Below are 24413 nucleotides of genomic sequence, written 5' to 3'. Positions count from 1 at the left end.
CCAGAACGAGCATTACCAGGTATCCGAAGGGGATAGACCATCGCCAAGAAGCCCAAGGCAGCCGAACCCGTTGCCGCCGCCGCGCCGGCCCTGCTGGACGTCATCGTTTCGACCCTCGACGACGGCAAGGCCGAGGAGATCGTCTCGATCGATCTGCGCGGCAAATCCTCGATCGCCGACCATATGGTGATCGCCTCCGGCCGCTCGAGCCGACAGGTGACGGCGCTCGCCGAACAGATCGCCAGCAAGCTCAAGGACATGGGCCAGGGCCGCGTCTCGGTCGAAGGCAAGGCCCAGGGCGACTGGGTGCTGCTCGACGCCGGCGACGTCATCATCCACATCTTCCGGCCGGAAGTGCGCGAGTTCTACAAGCTCGAGAAGATGTGGAGCGGGCCCAGCGAGCTGCCGCAGGCCGTCCATCGGGCCTGAGCGCCAATGCCTGAGCGTCGAGGCCCGCGCCTATGCGCGCGACATTGATCGCGGTCGGCCGGGCCAAGCCGGGGCCGGCGCGTGACCTGTTCCTCGAATACGCTCAACGCCTGTCGCCGCCCTTGGCCCTTGTCGAGGTCGAGGAGAAGCGCCCGCTGCCCGCAGCCCAGCTCAAGGCGCGCGAGGCCGAGCTGCTGCTCGCCGCCGTCCCCAAGGGGGGCACGATCGTGCTGCTCGACGAGCGCGGCCGCGACTTCGCCAGCCCGGCCTTTGCCGAGCGCATCGGCCAGTGGCGCGACCAGGGCGTGGCGGACTTGGCCTTCCTGATCGGCGGCGCCGACGGCCATGGCGATGTCGCGCGGGCGCGGGCCGACCTCATGCTGTCGCTCGGCAAGCAGACCTGGCCGCACATGCTGGTGCGCGCCCTCGTCGCCGAACAGCTCTACCGCGCCCAGACCATTCTCGCCGGCCACCCATATCATCGGGAATGAGCGGCAGCGCCTAGCGCCGCCGCACCAGCCAGTTGTAGCCCGCCCCTGCCGCCATCAGGACGCTTGTGCCCAGGAACACCGACGGCATGCCGAGCCGGCCGCCGAAGAAGCCGCCGATGAGCGGCCCCGCCACCTGCCCGACATATTGCGACGAGGTCGCATAGCCCAGCATGGTCCCGGCGATGCCGTCCGGCACATTGTGGCGGATGACGCTGGTGATGCAGGGCAAGAGCCCACCCAAGGCCAGCCCCATAAGGAAGCGCAGCAGGATCAGCTGCCAGCCGGCGGTCACGAACGCCTGAGGTATCAGCAGCAGCGCCGACACGGCGAGTGCCGCGACGATCACGTTCCAATGGCCGATCCGATCGGCGAGCCGGCCAAGCCGGGCCGCGGACAAGATGCTGCCGAGCGCTGCCGCCGACATGACGACACCCGCAACGAGCGTCACCTGGGCCGCATCATGCACGAGCTCGGCCACATAGACGGTGATGATCGGCTCGATCGACATGTTGGCGACCATCAGGAGCGTGCCGGTCGCCAGCATCGCGACGACTGGGCGCGCGTCCGGGATCGACGACCAGCCGACTTGGGCCCTCGCCTTCCGCTCCGCCTTGGGCCGCCGCTCCTCCCGGATCAGGAAGCAGGTCGCAAGGAAGGTCAGGAAGATAACGCCGCCGGCGAGCTGGAACGTGCCGCGGATGCCGATCAGCGGCGGCAGGGCCCCGCCGATCAGCGGCCCCACCAGGTTGCCGGCCATGATGCCGGACGACAGCATGCCGAGCGCCCAGCCGGAGCGCGCCTTCGGCGTCTGGGTCGCGACCAGGATGGTCGAGCCGGACGCATAGCCGCCGGCCAGCCCGACGAACAGCCGGAGCGCCGTCAGCTGCCAGACGTTCTCAGCCATGCCCATCAGCGACATGGCGACCGCCATGCCGAGGCTCGCCCGCACCAGCATGAGCTTGCGGCCGTAGCGGTCGCCGAGCCGGCCCCAGAGCGGCGCCACCAGGGCCGCGGCGAAGAAGGTCGCCCCATAAGCGACGCCCGACCATTGCACGATCGCGGCATGATCCGCGACGCCCAGCTGCTCGACATAGAGCGGCAGGAACGGCAGGAGCAGCGTCATCGCGACGATCGTGGTGAAGGAACCGGTGAGGCAGACGTAAAGGTTGCGCCGCCAGTGCGTGTCCCCTGCGGGCGCCTCGAGCGCCGTACTGGCATCGTCCCGCATCGCTCTCCTCGCGCGTCCAGCCAATCCATCCGTTTCGACTGGTATACCGAAACGGTACTCGGGTTGAGCCAAATTAACGCAAGGTGTTTGTTCCAGAATGGAAAGCTCGGCATGAGGAACCTCATGCCGAGCCATCGCATCTAGAAACGGCGTCGGCGGCGCAACAGGCCGAGGCCGGCCAGCCCCGTGCCGAAGAGCGCCAGGGACATGGGTTCCGGCACGGTCGCCAGCTGGAAATCGAGCTGGTTGATCGCGAGGTCGCCATGAACCGGAAAGCCCGGCCGGTTGTCGTTGGTCAGGAACATGACATAGCTGATGTCGTTCGCCGTCGATTGCCCGCCGATGAACACGGCGGAATTGTCGCCGGCCGAGGTCGAGTCGCCCGCAACCGTCACTTCGCCCAGTAATGTATTGGAACTATTGAAAAAATCCATGATGCCGGTAAAGGCGCCGAAGACTTGATTCTGGATTTGCGTGCCAACGGCGCTGACCGGCGTTGCGAAGGCGACGGTGAACGAGTCGCTCAGGTTCGGCTGATACAGCAGATTGTCGCCGGGGGCGAAGTTGCCGTTCCAGTCGGTACCCTGTTTCATGATATCGAGCGCGCCGCTCGACGAGGCGACGCTCACGGTCTCGGGTCCGACAGTCTCGAACACGGGCGTGCTGAGGCCGGCGCCGTCGGAGCCGAACAGGCTCCAATCAACCGTGTAATTGCCGCCGAGTGCCAAGCGCGACGGCTCGGCGATGATGCTGGCGTAGGCCGGCTCGACGAACGCGCCGAGCGCCGCGAGCACGATGGGTATGAGGATTTTTCCGCGCATGGCGTCTCCCCTGGTTGGATCGCCACCCGATGCGGCGACCGGCCGCTTGGCAGGAGCGAGAGAATGACCGAGGGGTTCGCGGATGGGTGCCACGCCATCCTGCGTACCATCGTATGCAAGACAATGGCCAGACATCCGGATCCAGCGCCACCAAAGACTTAGCGGTCGACCGCGGCGCAACCTGTAAGCTATTCCGACATTATCTGGTTGTGTTCGCCCGCTCCGGCGACCGCATGGCTTGCGGGCATCCCATCCTCGCCGTCAGGATGGCAACGCGCGCAAAACCCAAGGAGATCGGTCTCGTGGAAACGGAGCTCCTCTACGGCGTCGGCCAGGCCTGGATCTATGGCGCGAGCCTCCTCGCCCTGGCCGGCGCGCTGGAGCTCGGGCGCTGGATCGGCCGGCGTCGCCGCGCCCATGCCGCGGGCGACCATTCGGCGCTGGACACGCCGGCACTGGGCACGCCGGCACTGGGCACGATCGAGAGCGCCAGCCTGGGGCTTCTGGCACTCATGATCGGCTTCACCTTCTCCATGGCGCTCACGCGCTATGACACGCGCAAGGCCGCCGTGCTCGACGAGGCCAATGCAATCGGCACCGCGGCGCTGCGCGCTGAAATGCTGCCGGAAGCGCAGGCTCGTGCCTCGGCCGACCTGCTTACCCGCTATGCCGAGGCCCGGCTGGCGCTGGGCCAAGCCGGCTACGAGACGCCGGCGTGGCGCGAGGCGATCGCCCGCTCGCTCGAACTGCAGGCGGCACTCTGGCGCGAAGCGGTTGCCGCCAGCGCCGCTGACCCGCGCTCGACACCGATCGGGCTCTATGTCCAGGCGTTGAACGACGTCATCGACATGCACGAGAAGCGGCTGACGGCGCTGCGCAATCACGTGCCCGAGACGGTCGTGCTGCTGCTCTACCTGATCGCCGTCATCGCGACCGGCTTCACCGGCTATGGCGCGGGCCTCTCTGGCGACGGCGAGCGCGGTTCCAAGCTGCTGATGGCGCTGCTGATCGCGACCGTGCTGATCCTGGTGATCGATCTCGATCGCCCCTACCGCGGCCTCATCACCGTGAGTCAGCTGCCGATGCGCGACCTGATCCAGGGCCTGCCCACCAGTCGGCCGTGACTCAGCGGCGCTGGCCCCATTGCCAGCGCCAGCCGCCCTCGGTCTTGCGATGCGCCAGCAGGACGTAGCCCGCGATCAGCGCCACATCGACACCGATCCGCACGGGGGCGGCAGCCTCTTGCCCGACGAGTGCGACGTAGACGCTGTACGGCACGGCCACCAGCAGGATCAGGACAGCCGTCGCGAGCCAGCCTTGCCAACTGGCCGGGGTCGCCCCATAGCCGAAGCGTTTCCGCCGAAACCATGTCGCTGCCATCGTGGCTCTCCGTCCGCCGCACGGAATCCGGGTTATTCGTCGCCCCGGTTCGCGCGGTCCCTCTTGAGATTGGAGCGGCGGCCCTTGGCGTCAAGCCGGCGCTGCTTGCTGCCGAGCGTCGGGCGGGTCGGCCGGCGCGGCACCGGCGGCACCGCCGCCTGGCGCACAAGGGCGATCAGGCGGTCGAGCGCATCCTGGCGGTTTCGTTCCTGGGAGCGGAACCGGTCGGCCTCGATGACCAGCACGCCGTCTTGGGTCAGGCGCCGGCCGGCGAGCTCAGCAAGCCGCGCCCGAACCGGTTCGCTCAAGGCCGGCGAGCGTGCCACGTTCCAGCGCAGCTCGACCGCGGTCGAAACCTTGTTGACGTTCTGGCCGCCGGGCCCCGAGGCGCGCACGAAGCTCTCCTCGAGCTCGCGCTCGTCGATCGCGATGCTGCGCGTGATCTGGATCATCAGAGCGCCGGCGGCGCCTCGCCCAGGTCCCAGAACAGGCCGGTCATGACGCGCAGGCCCTCGCGCAGCACCGGCGCCAGCCCGTGCTCGTTCGGCGCATGCTGGCTGCAACCGGCGTAGGAATGCGGGACCCAGATCGTCGGCATGCCGAGCAGCCGGGCAAAGAGGTCGTTCGGCAGCGAGCCGCCGAGATTGGGCAGCACGGCCGGCGCCTGCCCGACCGTGCGCTCGACCGAGCGGACCGCCCATTGCGCGACCGGGTGATCCGGATCGAGCCGGGTCGCGTTGAAATAGCCCTTCTCGGCCGGCGTCACCACCACATCGCCGAAGCCGGCGGCCACCAGGTGGCGCCGGATCGCCGGCAGGAAGGTCGACGCGTCCCGGTCGACCGTGAAGCGGATCTGGCAATGCGCCCGCGCCGAGGGCGGAATGGCGTTGACCGGTGCCGCAGGATTGCCCGCCGTCATCGCCAGGACCTCGAACGTGTTCCAGGCGAACACTTTTTCGGCCGTCGTCAGGCCGGGCTCGCCCCAGCCGGGATCGATCTCCGGCGCGTCCGGGCCGCCGTCGACGGCGAGGCCGCGGAGGCAGGCGCGCACATTCTCCGGAATTTGCGCCGGCTTCAGCTCCGGCACCAGGATGGCGCCGGTCGGACCGACCAGGCTCGCGATCGCATGCATCAGCCGGATCGCCGGGTTGGCGAGCAAGCCGCCCCAGTTGCCGGAATGATGCCCGCCCGCGCGCAACTCGAGCGACAGGTCGAAATTGAGCGCGCCGCGCGCGCCCATGAACACGGTCGGCCGGTGGATCTCGAGCCGCGGCCCATCGGACGCGATCAGCAAGTCGGCCGTGAGCAGGTCGCGCTCGGCCTCGCAGAATTCGCGCAGGCCCGTGGAGCCGACCTCTTCGGCCATTTCCAGGAGGAAGCGCAGGTTGAACCCCAAGCGCCCGCGCGTCTCGCGCACCGTCTGGAGGGCCGCGAGATTGACCGAGTGCTGCCCCTTGTTGTCGGCGACGCCGCGGCCATAGATCCGATCGCCCACGCGCTCGAGCCGCCAGGGATCGCGCCCCTCAGCCCATTGACCCTCCTGGCCGCGCACGGTGTCGCCATGGCCATAGACGAGCACGGTCGGCAACGCCGGATCCTCGTCGAGTCGGCCGACGCCGATCGGCGGGCCGCCAGCCACGGGATTGTCGAAGACATGGAACTGGCCGCCGAGCGTCTCGAACGTCGGCCGGATTTCGTGGGTCAGGTAGTCCGCAAGATGCCGCGCACCGCGCGGCTCCTGGCTCTCGGTCGGCACGGCGACCCGGCGGGCAAGCGCCGCCAGGAAGGTCCCGTTGTCGAACCGTGCCGATGCCCGATCGAGCACATCTTCCCGCGTCACCATGATACCCCTCCTGCCCGCTAAATCGACGGCAGGGTGTCACGCACGGCGTGGCGCGTCAAAACAAGCGGCTTGCAAAAAAGCCGATCTATCAAAAAGCCAATCTATCAAAAAGACAGGGCGGGCTCTCGAACCCGCCCTGCTCCATCGCGGAACGACGGGGCGGACTCTCGAACCCGCCCCCGTTCCACGAAGGATATCCAGGACCGATCAGGACTTCGGCGACTGGATCTTGCCCAGCTCTTGCTGGTTGAGCATGTCGGCGTCGTGATCAGTGCTCTTGCTGCCCGACGTCTTGGAACTGCCCGTCGGCTTCGCATGATGGGTCTTGTGCGTCGCCTTCTGGCTGGACGGCGCGCTGCCCGTGTCAGCACTCGGCTGCGTATCGCTTTGCGCCGGCGAGACTGCCGAAGTGCTGCCCTTGGAGTTCATCGACCCCGTATCCTGCGGCATGTCGCTCGAGGAACTGCTCGGCGGCGTCACGCTGGGCGCGGGGCTGGTGGACGGAAGGGTGGCAGGAGAAGTGGCGCTCGGCGGCGTCGCGGCCGGGCCATTGCTCGTCGATTGAGCGAGGACCGGGCTCGCGATGCCGATCAGGGCGAGCGACGCGACGGTCATCATCAGCTTGTTCATCGAGTTCACTCCCGTTGCCGGACTGGGCTTTGGGCCCATGCCTACTCTTTCTCAACAAGGGGCTAGCGCATTCGGTTCCGCGGTCTTCCGAGAATCATCACCACTTTCAATGGAAATCGCGCGAGCGGATCCGGAGCCCGCGCCGATCCTCACCCGGGTGGAGTATCTCGTCGGCCCGGGCACGGGGTACGGCAAGCGCCCGCTCCTGGTCGAGATCGTGCAGCTCCGCGCTGAGGTCGACCATGTGCTCGGCCACCAGATGCAGCACGATGCCCTCGCGCTGCAGCCGCCCCTGGACCGCGACGAGCGCGCCGCCCATGACGATGCGCCGGAACCGCTCGAACTGTGCGGGCCAGACGATGATGTTGGCGATGCCGGTCTCGTCCTCGAGTGTGAGGAAGATCGTGCCGCTGGCGGTGCCCGGCCGCTGGCGCACCAACACAAGTCCCGCGACCGTGACGCGCCGGCCGTCGCGCGTCCGCCCCAGTGCCTCCGTCGGCAGGATGCCGCGCGCGCTGAGCCGCTCGCGCAGGAAGGCCACCGGATGGCGCTTCAGCGACAGGCTGGTCGCGGCATAGTCGGCCACCACATGCTCGCCCGGCTTCATCGCCGGCAGCACAACCGGCGCCTCCGTCGCGAGCGGTCCGTCGAGCCCGGCGAACAGCGGCAGCCGGTCGGTCTCGATGCCCTTGATCGCCCAGAGCGCCGCGCGCCGGTCGAGCCCCATGGAGCGGAACGCGTCGGCCTTGGCGAGGCAGTCGAGCGTGCGCGCGTTGACGCGGGTCCGGCGCGCCAACTCCTCAGGCGAGCGGAACGGCCCACCTGCCCGCGCCGCCATCAGCTTTTTCGCCTCGTCCTCGGCCATGCCCTTGATGAGGCGGAAGCCGAGCCTGAGCGGCTTTCTCGCCCTGCCCGCCTCGAGCGTGCAGTGCCAATCGCTGTGGTTGACGTCGATCGCGCGCACCTCGACGTCGTGAACGCGCGCGTCGCGCACGATCTGCGCCGGCTGATAGAAGCCCATGGGCTGGCTGTTGAGCAGCGCCGTCGCGAATACTTCCGGATGGCGCCACTTCATCCAGGACGAGACATAGGCGAGCTTGGCGAAGCTCGCCGAGTGGCTCTCGGGAAAACCGTAGTCGCCGAAACCCTCGATCTGCTTGAAGCAGCGCTCGGCAAAATCCCGGTCGTAGCCGCGCTCGATCATGCGGCCGACCATGCGGTCCTTGAACTTGTCGACATCGCCGTTCTTCCGGAAGGTCGCCATGGACCGGCGCAGCTTGTCGGCCTCGCTGCCGGTGAACTCGGCTGCGACCATGGCGATGCGCATGGCCTGCTCCTGGAACAGCGGCACGCCCAGGGTCTTGTGCAGCACCGGCTTCAGTTCTTCGTTGCAGGGATAGGCCGGCTCGTCTTCGTCGCCGCGGCGCCGGCGCAGGTAGGGATGCACCATGTCGCCCTGGATCGGGCCGGGCCGGACGATCGCGATCTCGATCACCAGATCGTAGAAATTCTCGGGCTTGAGCCGCGGCAGCATGCTCATCTGCGCGCGGCTCTCGATCTGAAACACCCCGATGGTATCGGCGCGCTGGATCATCTCGTAGACGCCCGGAACGTCCTGCGGCACGGTCGCGATCTCCCAGCACTGCCCGAAATGGTCGCGGATCAGGTCGAAACCCTTGCGCAGGCAGGTCAGCATGCCGAGCGCCAGCACGTCGATCTTGAGGATCCTGAGCGCGTCGAGATCGTCCTTGTCCCACTCGACGACCGTGCGCTCCTCCATGGCGGCGTTCGAGATCGGCACCAGGTCGCCGAGCGGCCCCTTGGTGATGACGAAGCCGCCGACATGCTGCGACAGGTGGCGCGGAAAGCCGGTCAGCTCCTGGGCCAGCATCAGGGTCAAGGCCAACCGCTTGTCGGCCGGATCGAGCCCCAGCTCGCGCACGCGATGTTCCGGCAGGCCCTGGTTGCTCCAGCCCCAGATCGTGCCGTTCAAGGCTGCGACCGCATCGGCCGAAAGCCCCATGACCTTGCCGACGTCACGGAGCGCCGCACGCATGCGGTAGCAGATGACGGTCGCGGCCAGGGCTGCCCGATGACGCCCGTAATGCTTATAGATATGCTGGATCACCTCTTCGCGCCGCTCATGCTCGAAATCGACGTCGATGTCGGGCGGCTCCCGCCGTTCGTGCGACAGGAAGCGCTCGAACAGGTTGTTGCCTTCCTTCGGGTCGATCTCGGTGATGCCGAGGCAGAAGCAGATCGCCGAATTGGCGGCCGAGCCGCGGCCCTGGCACAGGATCGGCGGCTTGAGCTCTCGGGCAAAACGCACGATGTCGTGCACGGTCAGGAAATAGGGCTCGTATTCGAGCTCCGCGACGAGCTTCAGCTCCTTGTCGATCTGCTCGCGCACTATGGGGGGCACGTCATCGCCATAGCGGTCGCGGATGCCTGCCTCGACCCGATGGACCAGTTCCTCGGCCACCGTGCGCCCTTCGAGCCCCTCCTCGTCCGGATACTCGTATTTGAGCGATCCCATGTCGAACCGGCAGCGGTCGGCGATCTCGATCGTGCGGGCGAGCGCGTCGGGATAGTCGCGAAACAGGCGCGCCATTTCTTGGCCCGGCTTCAGGTGTCGCTCGGCATGGGCTTCGAGCCGGCGGCCGGCCTCGTCGATCGTGCATTTCATGCGCACGCAGGCGAGCACGTCCTGCAGCACCCGACGTTCCGGCACGTGATAGAGCACGTCGTTGGTCGCGACCAGCGGCGTGCCGGCGTCCTCGGCCACGGCCGCAAGCCAGGCAAGCCGCGCCGCATCGTCGCCGTGGTAGCGATGCTGGCCGGCCAGATAGCAATGGCCCGCAAAGGCTTCGCCGTCTTTCCTCACCCAGTCTGCGAAACCGGGATCGGCCTCGTCGGGCGGCAGCACGATCAGGATCTGGCCATCGGCATGGGCCGGCAGGTCGGCAGCGTCGAGCCAGCACTCACCCTTGGGCGCCTTCCGTTTGCCGATGGTGAGCAAGCGTGACAGGCGGTGATAGGCCTCCTTGTCGGTCGGCAGGCAGATCAGGCTAGGCCGGTCGCGGAAATCGAGCCGGCAGCCGATGATGCTGCGAAAAGGCGGCTCTTTTTCTTCTTCCGCCCCATCCGCTTTTCCCTCGCCGGGAGCGGGCTTCGGCCGGGCCACCTCGATCTCGGCCGCCACCTCCTTCGCCTCCGCCCAGGCGCGCACCACGCCGCCCAAGGTATTGCGGTCGGTGATGGCGACGGCCTTATGGCCGAGCCGCGCCGCTTGGCGTGCCAGCTCGCCCGGGTGGGAAGCGCCTTCCAGGAAGGTGAAGTTCGAGGTGACGGTCAGCTCGACATAGTCGGTCATGGGAAGAACCCATGCAGGAACCAGGCGGGCGGGACCTCCGGCCGATAGAGGCCGCGGCGATAGAGCCAGAAGCGCCGGCCCGCCTCGTCCTCGACCCGGTAATAGTCGCGGATGCCGTCCGTGCCGGCTCCCTCGGCCCCTATTGGCGGCTCATGCCACCATTCGAGCGCGATGCGCTCCGGCCCCTCGGCCCGGCGCACGCGGTGCGGCACCCGGCGCCAGCGGAACATCAGCGGCGGATCGTCCGGCACCGGCGCCATGACCTCGATCGGGTCGGGATGGGCCAGGAGCCGGATCGGCCGCGGCTGCCGGCTCGTCCAATCCGGTTGTTTGCCGCCGGGCTGCCGGGACCGGCCGTCGAGCAGCGAAACCAGGCGCGCCGCCCGCTCCGGCAGGTGGCTGTCCACGGGGACCAAGCCCAGCACATTGCGGGCGCCGAGCCGGTTGGCGAGGCGGTCGACCAGCGGCGCCACGGCGCCTTGATCGGCCCGCGCGTCGAGCCCCTGCTGCCGCGGCGCCATGGCCTCGACCGCATGCGCCTCGAGCTGCATCAGCTCGATGCCGAAGCCGGGCGCGATCGTGCCGATCTTCTCCGCGAGCAGGCGGGCGAGATGCGCCGGCGCATGGCTGGGCTCGCTGGTGCCGATCGTAATACGCTCGACCTGGGCATCGACGCGGTAGCAGGCGAGCTCGATCCGGCGGGCACCCAGCCCCTCCGTCTCGAGCCGGCGGCACAGCAAGGCCATGAGCTGGGTGAGGCCGTGCTCGATCGCCTCGGCCGTCGAAATCGGTTCGGCCAGGACGCGCCGGACCAGGCGCGGCTGGGTCGGCTGGCGCGGCGAGATCGGCTCCTCGACGAGGCCCAGCGCCTGGTCGAGCCGGCGCGCCACCGCCTCGCCGAACCGGGGTGCCAAGGGTGCCCGCGCCATGCCGTAGAGATCGCCGATCCGCTTCAGGCCAAGCCGCTTCAGGTCCGCGACGATCTCGCCGGCCAAGCGCAGCCCGGCGACCGGCAGATCGGCCAGCACCCCCCGCGCCTCACCGGGCCGCGCTTCACCGGGCATCAGGATGCGCACGCCCTCTGCGAGCGCGCCGTAGCGCGCCACGGCCCAGGCCGCCCCAGGCGTATCGGCGACGGCGGCACGCGCGGCAAAGCCCAGCCGCGCGGCGCGCGCCACCAGGTCGCGGGCGAGCGCCGCCTCGCTCTCGAACAGCGGCACTGAACCGGTCACGTCGATCCAGACGCCGTCCGCGCCGTCGACCGCGGTCCAGGGGCTGTAGCGGCCGCACCAATCGGCGAACCGGGCGAGCGCCAGGGCGTCGCCCTCGGGATCGGCATCGACCAGGCTGAGATCGGGCACGCGCGCCCGCGCGTCGGCGAGGCTCATGCCGGGCGTGAGGCCCGCAAGCGCCGCCGCCGGATCGACCGCGGCCAGCACGCGCCGGCCGGCGAGATCGGCAACGGTGACGAGCGGCAGCCGATCGGCGGGCGACGCCTCAACCGACGCGCCGGACCGCTCGAACCGCCGCCGGCGATGCACCCGATCGGTCGCCCAATTGCTGAGCCACAGCGACAGCACTCGTCGCATCCGTCTCCTCCACCAGCCATTCGCCATAGCTGCCGTCCCCGGAGACACCGTCATAGATCGGGACGGCACCACGGCAGCGCTCCAGGCTCACCCGCCAGCGGCCGCGCATCAGGCCGAAATCGCGCGGCACGGCGAGGCCTGGCAGATCCAGATTTGGCAGATCGGCCAGGCTCGGCGCCGATGCCACGCGCCAGCGCGTAACCGCGGCCGTCGCCTTACCACGTTGGTCCGCGTCAGCGGCTTGAGCCCGGCGCAGCACCAGGCCCACGCCGCCGGTGCTCTCGGCCGCAAGCTGCAGCCGGCGGCTCGCCGTCAAGTCCAGCCCGTGAGGCTCGCCCAGCACGGCGGCCAGGCCCGGCGTCTTCAACCCCTCCTCCATGGCCCAAAGCAGGTCCGCGTCACGCCGGGCGCGCGCCAGGATCAGCCGGCCCGGCGCCAGGCCCAGCCGCGCCAGCCCTGGTCCGTAGAGATCCGGGTCGGCCAGGCACCAGAGCACCGGCCCCGCTGCGCCGAGCCCGGCCAGCAGGCGAGCGAGAAAGCCGCTCGCCGCCGCCTGATCCGCCTCGTCCGCCACGATTTCGTGCAGCGCGCCCCGCGCGAGCCCGCCGTCCGGCAAGGCCCGGTCGATCGCGTCGAACCCGGTCGGCACCACGCCCGCCGCGGCCCGCCCCGGCCCTTCGAGCCGGCGCAGGGCCGCCCGAAGCGCCACCAAGGCCGCCTGCTTCTTGCCGCCGAACTGCACAAGGGTCGCCACAGCATCACCATCACGCTTGTTCACTCTTTGTTCTAGCACGATGGTGCGTGAGGTCAAGGCCGAGTCGGTGGAGCGCCGTCATCGCCCCGTCGTTGCGACCAGGAGTTCCTCAGCGTTATCCGGCGGGCGAAGGCCATCTGCCCGCCCCCCGAAGTAGCGCTGCGTCAGATCGGCCGCCGAAACATGCCGTACTTCCCGAAACCCGGCTTGACGGGCCAGCGCCATAATCTCCGGCGACGTGAAGAAACTGAGGAACGGCGTGCCGCTTGCCCGCGCGCCTTTTTCCGCCATCTCGAGCCCGGGACGGACCTCGGGGTCCGCCAGTTCCAGCGGAAGCAGGAACGTCATGGCGAGCGTCGATCCCGGGGCGAGTGCTGCGACCTGGCGCAGCGTGGCTGCGTTCGCCTCCTTGGTGAGATACATGCTGACACCTGTGGAGACCACGATCGCCGGCTTGCTCTCATCGAAGCCAGCCGTCACGAGCCGATCCCGCCAGGCCTCGCCTGCCTCGAAATCGACCGGCACGAAACGCAGCCAGTCCGGAACACCGAAGCCGAGTTCAATCAGGCGCCGGCGCTTCCAAGCCTGAGGACCAGCCCGGTCGATCTCGAACACGCTCAGACGGGATGCGATCTCCGGCCTGCGCTGGGCGAAGCTGTCGAGGCCGGCGCCGAGGATGACATACTGGCTGAGGCCGCGGCCGGCCTGTTCCACGACAAGGTCCTCGATAAAGCGAGCGCGCGCCACGATGGAAGCGCGGAACGGCCGCGTGAACCCAGGGTCCATGTCCCCGCGGCGGCGCCAGCCCTCGTCCGGGGCCAGCAACTTGAGTCCGTTCTCGTCTTCCAGCACATGCGGCGGCGGATCGATCTCGACATGCAGGGCGCGCCACAAGGCGACCCGCGCCGCCGTGCTGTCCGGCGCCCCGTCTTGCCGGTCGTTCAAGATCGCAAACTCACTTGTGCGCCTTGGCCGGGGCCTGGAGCCGCCAGATGCGCCCGTCGGGATCCCGGACGGTCATCTCCCTTGTTCCCCAATGGGTGTCCTGGAACGGCGTCATCACATCGACGATGGCCTCAGGCCGGAACGCGTCCGCGTCGGGCACCTTGAGCACGACATGCGCCTCGGGCGTCTCGCTGGCCGGAACCTCCGCGATGAAGAGATAGGGGCCGTCGCCGCTGCGGAGCTGGCCCGAGTTGTGGTCGGTCTCGAATTCGAGATTAAAGCCCAGCGCCTGGAAGAACTTGGCGGCCTTGCCCCAGTTATGGGTCGTCAGGAAGACGGCTTCGATACCATCGGTCGTCATATCACGTCTCCTTATCAGGCTTTCCGGCGGACGGTCGCTGCTTCTGGTTGGTGTCGAGGTAAGCACGCAGCGCATCAGCGACCAATGCCGACAGGGACAGCTCCGCCTCGATGGCGTGATGCTTGACCTGCCTGATCAGCCCGACCGGCAGATACACGTTGAACTGCTTCACGCCTTCGTTCGTCATAAATACTAGATTGCTAGCAAACTAGAAAATGTCAAGGCGCCGTGCTCCGGCCGCGGCCAATACCGTCACGGAGCAGGGATCAGTCCGGAGCGAGAACGTTGAATTGCTTGTCCGGTGTATGCACCCAGGCAGTGTCAGACGGGTGATCGAGGCGATGGTATCCCGTGATCTCCCTCGTACGGTGACGACGCCGGCGCCGTGCGGTAGCGTGCCGGGACGATCTATCCGCCGAGCGTAAAGCTGTCCGGGAAGCGGTTTTCAATACGCGGACCATATCAGGTGGCCTAAGATCGCGTCCGTGCCCGCTCATGCCATGCGTGCCGGGACGCCGTGTTTCAGCCGAGTCTCCCGCGGGAAACTCCATCGCGCCTTGCCCCAAGGAAGGAGTACGAACATGTCGTTGAGAATCAACTCGGAAGCACCGAACTTCACCGCGAACACGACACATGGAACGATCGACTTCCATCAGTGGATCGGTGACAGCTGGGCGATCCTGTTCTCCCACCCGAAGGACTTCACCCCGGTCTGCACCACCGAACTCGGCTACATGGCCGGGCTGAAGCCCGAGTTCGACAAGCGCAACACCAAGATCATCGGCCTCAGCGTCGACCCGGTGGACAACCACGCGAAGTGGGCGCAGGACATCGAGGAAACTCAGGGGCACGCCGTCAACTACCCGATGATCGGCGATACCGAGCTCAAGGTGGCGATGGCCTACGACATGCTGCCCGAGGGCGCCGGCACCACCTCCGAGGGCCGCACCGCGGCCGACAACGCCACCGTGCGCTCGGTCTTCGTGATCGGCCCGGACAAGAAGGTCAAGGCCATGCTGACCTATCCGATGAGCACCGGCCGCAACTTCGACGAGGTGCTGCGCCTGCTCGACTCCTGCCAGCTCACCGCGAAGCACACGGTGGCGACGCCGGTGAATTGGCAGCCCGGCGACGACGTGATCATTCCGACGTCGGTGTCGAATGAACAGGCGGCCGAGAAATACCCGAACGGCTGGAAGACGCTGAAGCCATATCTGCGGGTGGTGGCACTGCCAGACTAACGACTGGAGGCGACGGTCGCGCGCGGCCCCACGGGCCGTGCGCAGCGCCCTTTGGACTGCGGCGATAAACCCGCAAAAGTGACGGCGGCGTCAGCTTCTCATCGCAAATCAGCCACCTCGTACAGCGGCCGGATTTCGATCTCGCTCTGTCCCGGCATGGGATTGGGGCAGCGCTTCACCCAGGCCACCGCCTCGTCCATGTCCTTGACTTCCCAGAGCCAGAAGCCGGCGACCAGCTCGCGGGTCCCGGCGAAAGGCCCGTCGATGACCGTGCGGCCGGGACCATCGAACGCAACACGCTTGCCGTGCGAAGAGGGCTTGAGGCCGTCGGCCATGAGCAGGATGCCGGCATTCCTCAGCTCGTCATTGAATCTGCCCATCGCTTCCATCATCTGGATCGTCCAGGGCTCCGGGGAATAGCCCTTTTCGCTGTCTTCGGTCGCCTTCACGAGCACCATCACACGCATCGCCTGTCTCCTTGTTCGAGCCGGCCTCAGCGGCCTGGCATCGGAACGACGAACGGGGTTTTCGGAAGCCGACCTCGTCTTGCAATTTTTTCGGCGGTTGAGATCGACGGCACTAAACGACGCGCATCGTCGGCCCAAAGTTCGCAAGCCGGCGTCGCAGAAATCTCTGCTCAGCCGTTTGACGGGTGAGCGCGAGCGCGCGTTCGTAGGATGCGCGCGCGGCGTCCACACAGCCGAGCCGTCGGAGGACATCGGCTCGGGCCGCATGAGCGTAAGCATACTGATCGAGCTCGCCCGAGGTCATTACGGCATCGATCGCCACAAGCCCCGCTTCCGGCCCGTCGCGCATCGCGATCGCCGCGGCCCGGTTGAGCGCCACAACCGGCGACGGCTCAATCTGGCAGAGCGCATCGTAGAGCGATACGGCCCGCGCCCAGTCGGTGCGGTCGAAGCTCTCAGCCTCGGCGTGCGTCGCCGCGATCAACGCCTGCAGGAGGTAGGGGCCCGCCTTTCGCTCGGCGATCGCATCCGTGATGAGCCCGATCGCTTCGGAGATGCTGTTCCGGTCCCAAAGTGAGCGATCCTGGTCCTCCAAGAGCACGAGGTCGCCTGCCGCATCGACGCGAGCGGCGCGGCGCGAATCGTGCAGCAACATCAGGGCGAGGAGGCCTCGCGCCTCCGGCTCGTCGAGCAGCCCGACGACCAGTCGCCCGAGCCGTAACGCTTCCGCGCAAAAAACCGGCCGTGTCAGCGCGTCGCCTTCCGTCGCGGCATAGCCCTCGTTGAAGACGAGGTAGATCACCTTGAGCACTGGTTCGAGACGCGCTGGCAGATCATCGGGCGACGGCGTTTCGTAAGGGATCTGCGCTTCGCGGATCTTCGCTTTCGCCCGCACGATGCGCTGTCCGATCGTGGGCGGCGATACGAGATAGGCGCGGGCGATCTCCTCGGTTGTGAGCCCAGCCACCTCGCGCAGCGTGAGGGCGATCCTCGCATCCGGCGGAAGTGCTGGATGACAGCAGGTGAAGATCAGCCGCAGCTCGTCATCCTCTATCACTTCGGGCATGTCACGCTCGAGACTGGGCTCGGCGAGCGGGGCCAGCGCCGGCAATGCACGCGCGAGCCGCATTTCGCGACGCCAGCGGTCGATTGTCTTGAACCGACCGGCCGAGACCAACCAGCTGTACGGGTTCGAGGGAATACCCTCCTTGGGCCAGCGGTCGGCGGCGGCGGCGAAGGCCTCGTGGAGCGCCTCCTCCGCTGCATCGAAGTCACCCAGGAGCCGGATCAGCGTGGCGCGGACACGGCGCGCCTCGATCCGATATGCGGCCTCGAGAGCGACATAGGCGCCGGGCTCGATCACAGTTTCGGGCGTGGCTTCGTATAATCTGGGACTGGTCGCACCTCGATTGAGCCCAACGTCGCGAACGGTATGCCGGCTGCGATCTGCGCCGCCGCGTTGAGGTCAGACGCCTCGATGACGACGAGACCGCCCAGCATCTCCTTGGTTTCCATGAACGGGCCGTCAGTCGCGGACATCTTGCCGTCGCGCACTTGCACCGTCATCGCCGCGTTGGGCAACGCCAACGGCTGGGCGAAGACCAGCTGGCCATTTGCCTTCAGGGCCTGGTCATGTGCCGCAAGGGCAGCAAGCACCGCATTAGACTCGGCACTTCCATCGAATACCTTCCTTGGATCGAAATAAATCAGGCAAACGTAGCGCATGGTGGCTCGCTCCTTCACGGATGATCAGCATCGCCCGATTGTCGATCCGGAGCCGCCGGATTCGACATTGCCGAAAAATAAGTTACGCAGCCTGTCGAAAACGCGGTCGCCCTGACGACCACTCCTGAACTTACGTCACCCGAGTAGCCCATTCCATGCCGCCCACGCCACGCTTCAGATCGTCCTGCGCCTGTGGAAGCGTCCTGCTCGAGACCATCGGCTCACCGATTGTGGCGGTTGCCTGTCATTGCGCGGATTGCCGGACCGCTGCGCGTCAGATCGAAGCCCTGCCAGCAGCCCCGCGTGTCCTGGACGCAAGCGGGGGTACCGCCTTCCTCGTTTTCCGAAAGGATCGCATGCATCCTATCAAGGGCGTCGACCTTCTCCGCGGGCTCAAGCTGAAGTCGTCATCCGCCACGATCCGATACGTGGCAACTTGCTGTAATGCGATGATGTATCTCGGTTTCGACGATTCAAAGCACTGGGTCTCGATGAACCGCGACCGCTTCCACGGCGACGTGCCGGCGGTGCGGATGCGAATCTGCACAGGATCCGTGCCGGATGAAACCTCCCCGACAGACCTGCCCTGCTATCGGGGTTACCCCATGCCGCTCATTGGAAGATTGGTGCTGGCCGGCTTCGTCAAGTTTGTCGGAAGGTAATTGGCGGAGCCAATATCCTGGCCATGCGCGGCTCCGGCATTTCGATCGTCTACGGCTATCTTGCCATTCATCCCGACGTCAGACTTGCCTGCAGGGGGGCGTTGGAAATTCCGGGTCGATCTATGCAAAACCGCAAGATCGGTCGAGCACGTTATGGCCATCCGCGGCCAACTGGAGCCGCCACGGAGGAGGGATGATGAAGGCGGCGCTTCAAAACTATCAGGCCCGGATGCGGCGGGTGCTGGACTTTATTGACCGGCATCTTGACGGTGATCTGGACCTGGAGGCGGTGAGCGGTGTCGCGGCCTTCTCGAAGTTTCATTTCCACCGGCAGTTTACGGCGACCTTCGGGTTAACCGTGCATCGCTATATCCAGCTTGCCCGTATGAAGCGCGCTTCGCACCGGCTGGCCTGCATAGACGCCCAAAGCGTCACGGACATAGCGATGGATGCCGGTTACGATGCACCGGATGCCTTCGCCCGCGCCTTTCGGCAACGGTTCGGGCAATCGCCCTCATCGTTCCGGAAGTCGCCCGATTGGGCGCCGTGGCTTGCGGCCTTCGGGCCTCTCGACAATGCGAGGAGCAAGCTCATGCACACTACCTATACGCGCGATGACGTGACGATCCGCGATGTGCCCCCCACGGCGGTGGCGATCATGGAGCACCGGGGCGACCGCGCGACGCTCGGAGAAACCTTCCAGCGGTTCAACGCTTGGCGCAAGGCCGCCGGCCTGTCGCCGGAGACAAGCCCTACTTTCATGATCTTTCGTTCCGAGAGGATTCCCGCGGTCCCGGCAGATTATAGCATGGATATATGTGTCGGGACCGACCAGCCGATCGCGGCGAATGACGTGCAGGTGAAGGCCGGTGTAATCCCCGGGGGACGGTGCGCGGTGCTGCGCGCCGTCAACGGCGCTTCCAACAATCTGGAGCCCGAAGGGCTCTTCCTTTATCGGGACTGGCTTCCGGCCAGCGGCGAGGAAGTGCGTGACTTCCCGATCCATAGCAAACGATGGCTGTCCTTCTTCCCGGACGTACCGGTCCATGAAGTGGTCGCGGAACTCTTCCTGCCGCTGAAATAGCGCTCTCCGACGGCGGCCTGCCCATTCTGATAGCTGGAAGTGGACAGGCCGTTGTCCATCGCAGGCCGGCCCGGGGCTTGAGCCCTCGCCGCGGAAAAACCACCTGTCCCGCTTCGGGCGAATGAATCGACCTTCCCTACGACCGAGGTTGGGCGCGAATCAGGCCCGCCTTTGGGCAGGCCAGTCTACGCGAGGACACTGCCACCCCCTAAATTGCCGCCGTTTGCACCCGTCATTCCCACTCGATTGCTCATGACCTCCGACGAGAGGAGTAGGCTACGGCACCGGCCACTTCACGGAAGCGGCAAGACCATGTACGCCCTGCGAGTAGAGCTATAGCGACCGCGGAGTGCGACCATCAGACCAGCCAGGCCGGCACCGAACAGGGCGAGGCTCGCCGGCTCCGGAACATCTGTGCTGGGTGAGCCCGCGACAGCGAGGCCACCGCCGCTGACGACCGTCGCCGTCGGAGACGTGAATGTATCGGCATAACAACCGGGGCCTGTCGGGGTGGTGACAGGGTCCGTGCAAAAATCCTCATCCGCGCTCACCGAAAGGATCGAAGAGGTCGCCGGCAGGTAGCCGAGGGGGGGGCCCATTTCTAAGTTCAATACAACGGTCGACAACAGCGCGGGCTTGTAGGCGCTGAAAACAAATCTGTCGAAACTCCCGACCGGTCCGAGAGTTCCTGTGTAGTGTCCAGCCTCCTGCGAGCTGCCGGTCAGCGTGAAATCCGAGGTGTAGAATACCAATCCGGGGTCCGTCGTGGTGTCGACCGATATGGTGCCCTGGAGCGTCTCGGTATCGCCATTACTGAAATCGAGCACGGTGTCGGCAGCGAAATCATAGACGATCGGGTCGGCCTGGGCGCGCGGCGCCGATTGCAGCATGAGGGCCGCACCGATGGCGATGCCGATGGCCGGCAACATCCTGGGGGTCCGGATTCTGGATGCAAGATGCGATGACATGACGTTTGCGCTCTCGATCAAATGAGTGGCGACGGGATTTCGTCGGCTTCAGTCGGGCTGCGCGACGACGCGCAGATAGGGCTTCAGCGTCTTCCAGCCGTTCGGAAATTTCGCCGCCGCCTGCTCGTTCGACACCGCCGGCGGAATGATGACGTCGTCGCCGGGGCGCCAGTTCACCGGCGTCGCCACCGTGTGCTTCGCGGTCAGCTGGCACGAGTCGAGCAACCGCAGCACCTCGTCGAAGTTGCGGCCGGTCGACATGGGATAGGTCAGCATCGCCTTGATCTTCTTGTCCGGGCCGATCACGAAGACCGACCGCACGGTGGCGTTGTCCGCGGCCGTGCGCCCTTCGGAAGTGGTGCCGGCGCCCTCGGGCAGCATCTCGTAGGCCATCGCGACCTTGAGCTCGGTATCGCCGATCATCGGATAGTTGACCGCGTGCCCCTGCGTCTCCTCGATGTCCTGCGCCCACTTCGCATGATTCTCGACCGGATCGACACTGAGGCCGATGATCTTGGTGTTGCGCTTATCGAACTCGGGCTTGAGCCCGGCCATGTAGCCGAGTTCGGTGGTGCAGACCGGGGTGAAGTCCTTCGGGTGGGAGAACAGGATCGCCCAGCTGTCACCGATCCACTGATGGAAGTCGATCGTCCCTTGGGTGGTGTTGGCCGTAAAGTTCGGCGCTTCAGAATTGATCCGCATTGACGTGGCCTCCCGCCTTGCTGGTTGTCGCGTCTCTGTCCTCGCTGTCGGGTATAGTCGCGACGGGCGAGACTATGTTTTCCCCAAGGGCCGGTGTCGTGAACGAAGGCGGAAGAATTTCCGAAAAATTTACAAAAATGAGAGATAAGCTCGTTGCTTATGACGACCTACGCGCTCGGACCTTTTAGGCTGGACACGCGGAGCGAGCTGCTGCTGCTGGGAGACGAGCCGGTGGCGCTCGGCCGGCGAGCCGTCGCCGTGTTGCGGGTGCTGATAGAACAGCGTGGCGCGCTGGTGCTGAAAGACGCGCTGATCGAGGCCGCGTGGCCCGGCCAGCTGGTCGAGGACAGCAATCTTACGGTTCAGATCGCGGCGTTGCGGCGCGTCCTCGGCGCGATTCCCGGCGGCGACCGCTGGATCGAGACCATGCCCCGCCGCGGCTATCGCTTTGTCGCTCCGGTTGTCGCGGAAGACGCGAAGGGCGGCGCGTTGCCGCCGATCAAGGCCGCGCGCGAGCTCGCAGCCGAGCCGCGGGTTGACGTGGAATGTCGTCCGATCTCCGCCATATCCTGCGAACTAATCGGAACGGCGGGGCGCGCCGACGGTGTGGGTCTCGAAGAGCAGCGCGACGCCATAGCGGCCTTTCAGCGCCGCGTCGCAGAAACGGTCGATCGCCACGGTGGCTTCGTGGCCGACCATCTCGGGAATGTCGTGCTTGTTCTGTTCGGTTATCCCGTCGCGCACGAGCATGATGCCGAACATGCCGTCCGCGCCGGGCTCGCATTGTGCGCAGCGGTGAGCGCCCTGAGACCCGCTGCGGTGGGAGCGTCGCTGCAGTGCCGTGTCGGCGTCGCGACGGGCATGGCGATCGTCGGCGATCTCAGCCCGGGCGGCGCGGGCCAGGATCGCGAGATCATCGGGGAGGCCCCAAACCTGGCGGCACAGCTTCGACTGTCGGCGCAGCCGGGTGTCGTCGCGATCGAGTCGACAACAAGGCGCCTGATCGGCGGTCTGTTCCATTCTCGCGATCTGGGCACGATCGATACCGCCATCGGCACCGAGCCCGTGCGCGTGTGGAAGGTGCTAGGCGAGAACACCACGGCGAATCGCTTTGAGGCCCTGCGCGGGCCGGCGCTGATGCGGCTGGTCGGTCGCGAGGAGGAGATCGGCCTGCTGCGTCGCCTCTGGTCGCGTGTCACGGCCGGCGAGGGTCAGGTCGCGCTGGTCTCGGGTGAGGCCGGTCTCGGCAAGTCGCGCCTCACCGTGGCCCTGGAGGAGCGTCTCGATACCGACGCGCATTTCCGCTTGCGCTATTTCTGCTCGCCCCATCATCAGGATAGCCCGCTGTTTCCGTTCGTCGACCAACTCGGACGAGCAGCGGGCTTCGTGCGCGACGAGACGCCGACATCGCGACTCGAAAAGCTCCAAACCCTGCTGGCCGGCTTGGGCCTGCCGGACGAGAATGCGGTCTTGCTCTCGGATCTGTTGGGTTTGCCAATGCCGGAGGGCCGGTCGCTGCCGAACCTCAGCCCGGCGAAGAAGAAGCAGCAGATCCTGGAGGCCATTTGCCGGTACCTCGAGAAGCTGGCGCGCAAGCAACCTTTGGCTGTGATTTTTGAAGACGCACATTGGATCGATGCGACGTCGCGCGAGCTGCTCGACATGATCATCGAGCAGGCCCCCGACCTGAAGATGCTGCTGATCGTGACGTTTCGTCCGGAATTTCAGCCGCCCTGGACCGGCCAGCCGCGGGTGACGACGCTGGCGCTGAGCCGCCTGGACAGGCACGACCGCATCGCGTTGGTCGCGTTGATCGCCGGCAAGGCGCTCCCGGACGCCGTCATCGACCAAATCGCCGATCGTACCGATGGCGTGCCGTTGTTCGTCGAGGAATTGACCAAGAGCGTGCTGGAGAGCGGGTTGCTGCGGACGGAGGCGGATCGCTACGTCATCGATGGAGCGTTGCCGTCGCTGGCGATCCCGACGAGCCTCCGCGCTTCGCTGCTGGCACGGCTCGACCGCTCGAACTCGGTGCGGCTGGCGGCACAGATCGGCGCCGCAATCGGACGCCAGTTTTCCTACGAGGTGCTTAAAGCCGCATGGCCTCTTTCCGAGGCTGAACTGCAAACCGCTCTTGCCCGGCTCGCCGCGTCCGAGCTGGTGTTCCAACGCGGCACGCCGCCCGACGCGACCTATAGCTTCAAGCATGCGTTGGTGCGGGACGCAGCCTACGGAAGCATGCTGCGTGATTCCCGGCAGCAATTGCACGCCCGGATTGCCCACGCACTCGAAGCACAGTCCACGGAGCTGATGGAGACGCAGCCCGAACTATTCGCATGGCATTACGCCGAGGCCGGGCTCGTGGAGAAATCCGTCTCCTTCTGGGCTAAGGCCGGGCAGCGGTCCGCTGCGCGCTCGGCGCTGGCCGAAGCGGCGGCACAGTTTCAAAAGGCCCTCGACCAGTTGGCACTCCTGCCGGACAGCACCGCACGTCTCCGTCAAGAGCTCGAAATTCGCAGCGGGTTGGGTGCCACATTGCGTTTCCTCAAAGGACAGGCCGCGCCAGAGACTGGTCAGGCGTATGCCTACATGCGAAACCTGTGGGAGCAGCTTGGCTCCCCGCCGGAATTCCGTCAGGTGCCCTATGGGCAGTCGATGGTCCACGTCTACCGCGGCGAACTCGGTCAGGCGCGGCGCGTGGGCGAGGAATTGCTCCGTCTCAGTCGCAATCATGACGACTCTGCCGGGCTCGTGCTGGGGCATAGCGTCTCCGGACAAAGTCTTTTGCTGGCGGGCGAGTTTGCGGACTCGCGGCCGCATCTGGAACGGCTGCTGGCCATATATGATCCTGCACTCCATGGCACGCTGGTCCATCAGGCTGGCTCCCACCCACTCATGACGCAGGCCTTCCTGGGGCTTGCGCTGCTCTGTCTCGGCCATCCAGATCAGGCTCGCGCGCGGAGTGCATCGGCGATCGCCGATGCACGACGACTGGGCCATCCGACATCTTTGGCCGTGAGCCTGGCGATCGGTGCCTTGCAGGCCTCGCTCGCTGGCGACCATGCAGCCCTGAACAGGCAGGCGAACGAACTGACGGCCGTGGCGACGGAGCAGGGATTGCCCTTCTACCGTGCCTGGGGGGCCATCTTTCGAGGTCGTGCGAGGGTCCAGGACGGCGACGTGGCGGGCGGGATAACGCTTCTGCGTGAGGGCGTGGCGGCCTACCGCGATACCGGAGCGGTAATGTGGTTGCCGCATTTCATCGACCTGCTGGCCGCCGGATGCCAGTCTGCCGGACAGATCGCGGAAGCCGCAACCCTGCTGGACGAGGCAGTCGAGCTCGTCGCGCGGACTGGGGAGCGTTGGTTCGAGACAGAGTTGAAGCGGCACAAAGGACAGTTGCTGCTGCGTCAAGGAGATACCGAGGCTGCTGCCAATCTGTTTCGCGGCGCCCTTGGCACTGCCCAGCAGCAGGAAGCCAGGCTCTGGGAATTACGTGCCGCTGCGAACCTGGCGCGGCTCTATTGCGAGCAAGGGCGCCACACGGATGCGCGTGACCTGCTCGTGCCGATCTATGGCTGGTTCACCGAAGGTTTCAACACGCCCGATCTTGCCGATGCGAAGATGCTGCTGGCTTGCACTCAATCCGGTCTTCCGTTGACGGGAGAGCTGGCCACTCACGGAATGTGAGGTAGGTGAGACGCTGCCGTTCGTTGAATA

Annotated in this window: 25 protein-coding genes; 7 read left to right on the top strand and 18 right to left on the bottom strand. The window is 66.5% G+C overall.

The window, feature by feature from the left end:
* Positions 1 to 12 precede the first annotated feature (12 nt).
* Positions 13 to 183 (bottom strand): hypothetical protein, encoded by a 171-nt coding sequence (locus IEY58_RS34325; RefSeq protein ID WP_229743588.1) that lies wholly within the window; start codon positions 181 to 183, stop codon positions 13 to 15.
* On the opposite strand from IEY58_RS34325, the gene rsfS reads away from it, so the two are divergent.
* Both rsfS and rlmH read left to right on the top strand, forming a co-directional pair.
* The gene (gene rsfS / locus IEY58_RS08655) at positions 103 to 429 is read left to right on the top strand and encodes a ribosome silencing factor (protein WP_308422407.1); all 327 of its coding nucleotides are present in this window, start codon (positions 103 to 105) and stop codon (positions 427 to 429) included. The two genes, IEY58_RS34325 and rsfS, sit on opposite strands and share 81 nt — an antisense overlap.
* A gap of 32 nt (positions 430 to 461) precedes the next feature.
* Positions 462 to 920 carry a 23S rRNA (pseudouridine(1915)-N(3))-methyltransferase RlmH gene (rlmH, locus tag IEY58_RS08650; protein ID WP_189044693.1) on the top strand — a complete coding sequence of 153 codons (459 nt, stop codon included), beginning with the start codon at positions 462 to 464 and terminating at the stop codon, positions 918 to 920.
* Between the two features lie 10 nt (positions 921 to 930).
* On the opposite strand, the gene IEY58_RS08645 is transcribed toward rlmH, so the two are convergent.
* Both IEY58_RS08645 and IEY58_RS08640 read right to left on the bottom strand, forming a co-directional pair.
* Entirely contained in the window at positions 931 to 2148 is a 1218-nt protein-coding gene (locus IEY58_RS08645; protein WP_189044691.1) for an MFS transporter, read from the bottom strand.
* 140 nt (positions 2149 to 2288) lie between these two features.
* Positions 2289 to 2969: a PEP-CTERM sorting domain-containing protein gene (locus IEY58_RS08640; RefSeq protein ID WP_229743587.1), complete on the bottom strand. Its 681-nt coding sequence runs from the start codon at positions 2967 to 2969 to the stop codon at positions 2289 to 2291.
* A gap of 302 nt (positions 2970 to 3271) precedes the next feature.
* Between IEY58_RS08640 and IEY58_RS08635 the strand changes: the two genes are divergently transcribed.
* Positions 3272 to 4093, top strand: a complete 822-nt coding sequence (locus tag IEY58_RS08635) for a bestrophin-like domain (RefSeq protein WP_229743586.1) — start codon at positions 3272 to 3274, stop codon at positions 4091 to 4093.
* 1 nt (position 4094) lies between these two features.
* On the opposite strand, the gene IEY58_RS08630 is transcribed toward IEY58_RS08635, so the two are convergent.
* The 10 genes from IEY58_RS08630 to IEY58_RS08585 form a co-directional block, all read right to left on the bottom strand.
* Positions 4095 to 4349 carry a hypothetical protein gene (locus IEY58_RS08630; RefSeq protein ID WP_189044689.1) on the bottom strand — a complete coding sequence of 85 codons (255 nt, stop codon included), beginning with the start codon at positions 4347 to 4349 and terminating at the stop codon, positions 4095 to 4097.
* A gap of 32 nt (positions 4350 to 4381) precedes the next feature.
* Positions 4382 to 4801 carry an alternative ribosome rescue aminoacyl-tRNA hydrolase ArfB gene (gene arfB, locus IEY58_RS08625; RefSeq protein ID WP_189044687.1) on the bottom strand — a complete coding sequence of 140 codons (420 nt, stop codon included), beginning with the start codon at positions 4799 to 4801 and terminating at the stop codon, positions 4382 to 4384.
* The gene (locus IEY58_RS08620; protein ID WP_189044685.1) at positions 4801 to 6192 is read right to left on the bottom strand and encodes a M20 family metallopeptidase; all 1392 of its coding nucleotides are present in this window, start codon (positions 6190 to 6192) and stop codon (positions 4801 to 4803) included. Before IEY58_RS08620 ends, arfB begins: the two co-directional genes overlap by 1 nt.
* 207 nt (positions 6193 to 6399) lie before the next feature.
* Positions 6400 to 6822, bottom strand: a complete 423-nt coding sequence (locus IEY58_RS08615; RefSeq protein WP_189044683.1) for a hypothetical protein — start codon at positions 6820 to 6822, stop codon at positions 6400 to 6402.
* A 106-nt stretch (positions 6823 to 6928) separates the two neighbouring features.
* Positions 6929 to 10195, bottom strand: a complete 3267-nt coding sequence (locus tag IEY58_RS08610) for an error-prone DNA polymerase (RefSeq protein WP_189044681.1) — start codon at positions 10193 to 10195, stop codon at positions 6929 to 6931.
* Positions 10192 to 11784, bottom strand: coding sequence for a Y-family DNA polymerase (locus IEY58_RS08605; protein WP_189044680.1), 1593 nt, complete (start codon positions 11782 to 11784; stop codon positions 10192 to 10194). Before IEY58_RS08605 ends, IEY58_RS08610 begins: the two co-directional genes overlap by 4 nt.
* Positions 11693 to 12538, bottom strand: coding sequence for an ImuA family protein (locus tag IEY58_RS08600; protein WP_229743585.1), 846 nt, complete (start codon positions 12536 to 12538; stop codon positions 11693 to 11695). The genes IEY58_RS08605 and IEY58_RS08600 overlap by 92 nt, the downstream gene beginning before the upstream one ends.
* Before the next feature lie 78 nt (positions 12539 to 12616).
* Positions 12617 to 13483, bottom strand: a complete 867-nt coding sequence (locus IEY58_RS08595) for a class I SAM-dependent methyltransferase (RefSeq protein ID WP_189044678.1) — start codon at positions 13481 to 13483, stop codon at positions 12617 to 12619.
* 10 nt (positions 13484 to 13493) lie between these two features.
* Positions 13494 to 13844, bottom strand: a complete 351-nt coding sequence (locus tag IEY58_RS08590) for a VOC family protein (protein WP_189044676.1) — start codon at positions 13842 to 13844, stop codon at positions 13494 to 13496.
* A 1-nt stretch (position 13845) separates the two neighbouring features.
* Positions 13846 to 14031, bottom strand: a complete 186-nt coding sequence (locus IEY58_RS08585; RefSeq protein ID WP_189044674.1) for a ribbon-helix-helix domain-containing protein — start codon at positions 14029 to 14031, stop codon at positions 13846 to 13848.
* A gap of 394 nt (positions 14032 to 14425) precedes the next feature.
* On the opposite strand from IEY58_RS08585, the gene IEY58_RS08580 reads away from it, so the two are divergent.
* Positions 14426 to 15085: a peroxiredoxin gene (locus IEY58_RS08580; RefSeq protein ID WP_189044672.1), complete on the top strand. Its 660-nt coding sequence runs from the start codon at positions 14426 to 14428 to the stop codon at positions 15083 to 15085.
* A 98-nt stretch (positions 15086 to 15183) separates the two neighbouring features.
* Here IEY58_RS08580 and IEY58_RS08575 read toward each other — a convergent pair whose 3' ends face one another.
* From IEY58_RS08575 to IEY58_RS08565, 3 genes are all read right to left on the bottom strand, one after another.
* The gene (locus IEY58_RS08575) at positions 15184 to 15552 is read right to left on the bottom strand and encodes a YciI family protein (RefSeq protein ID WP_189044671.1); all 369 of its coding nucleotides are present in this window, start codon (positions 15550 to 15552) and stop codon (positions 15184 to 15186) included.
* Between the two features lie 112 nt (positions 15553 to 15664).
* A complete protein-coding gene (locus IEY58_RS08570) occupies positions 15665 to 16915 on the bottom strand; it encodes an RNA polymerase sigma factor (protein WP_189044669.1) in 1251 nt (416 codons plus the stop codon).
* Entirely contained in the window at positions 16912 to 17277 is a 366-nt protein-coding gene (locus tag IEY58_RS08565; protein WP_189044667.1) for a YciI family protein, read from the bottom strand. The genes IEY58_RS08570 and IEY58_RS08565 overlap by 4 nt, the downstream gene beginning before the upstream one ends.
* A gap of 155 nt (positions 17278 to 17432) precedes the next feature.
* Here IEY58_RS08565 and IEY58_RS08560 point away from each other — a divergent pair, with 155 nt between their 5' ends.
* Positions 17433 to 17939, top strand: coding sequence for a GFA family protein (locus IEY58_RS08560; protein ID WP_189044665.1), 507 nt, complete (start codon positions 17433 to 17435; stop codon positions 17937 to 17939).
* 193 nt (positions 17940 to 18132) lie between these two features.
* A complete protein-coding gene (locus IEY58_RS08555) occupies positions 18133 to 19023 on the top strand; it encodes an AraC family transcriptional regulator (protein ID WP_229743584.1) in 891 nt (296 codons plus the stop codon).
* Between the two features lie 293 nt (positions 19024 to 19316).
* Here the strand turns inward: IEY58_RS08555 and IEY58_RS08550 are convergent, their stop codons facing one another.
* Both IEY58_RS08550 and IEY58_RS08545 read right to left on the bottom strand, forming a co-directional pair.
* Positions 19317 to 19952, bottom strand: a complete 636-nt coding sequence (locus tag IEY58_RS08550) for a PEP-CTERM sorting domain-containing protein (RefSeq protein ID WP_189044663.1) — start codon at positions 19950 to 19952, stop codon at positions 19317 to 19319.
* 87 nt (positions 19953 to 20039) lie between these two features.
* Complete coding sequence (locus IEY58_RS08545) at positions 20040 to 20693, bottom strand: peroxiredoxin (protein ID WP_189044661.1); 654 nt, start codon at positions 20691 to 20693, stop codon at positions 20040 to 20042.
* 159 nt (positions 20694 to 20852) lie between these two features.
* Between IEY58_RS08545 and IEY58_RS08540 the strand changes: the two genes are divergently transcribed.
* Positions 20853 to 24383 (top strand): AAA family ATPase, encoded by a 3531-nt coding sequence (locus IEY58_RS08540; RefSeq protein WP_189044659.1) that lies wholly within the window; start codon positions 20853 to 20855, stop codon positions 24381 to 24383.
* Positions 24384 to 24413: the final 30 nt, after the last annotated feature.

The sequence above is a fragment of the Aliidongia dinghuensis genome (assembly GCF_014643535.1).
GTDB lineage: Bacteria > Pseudomonadota > Alphaproteobacteria > ATCC43930 > CGMCC-115725 > Aliidongia > Aliidongia dinghuensis.
Note: the sequence above shows the minus strand (reverse complement) of the source record. Positions and strands in the feature narration are given on the sequence as shown.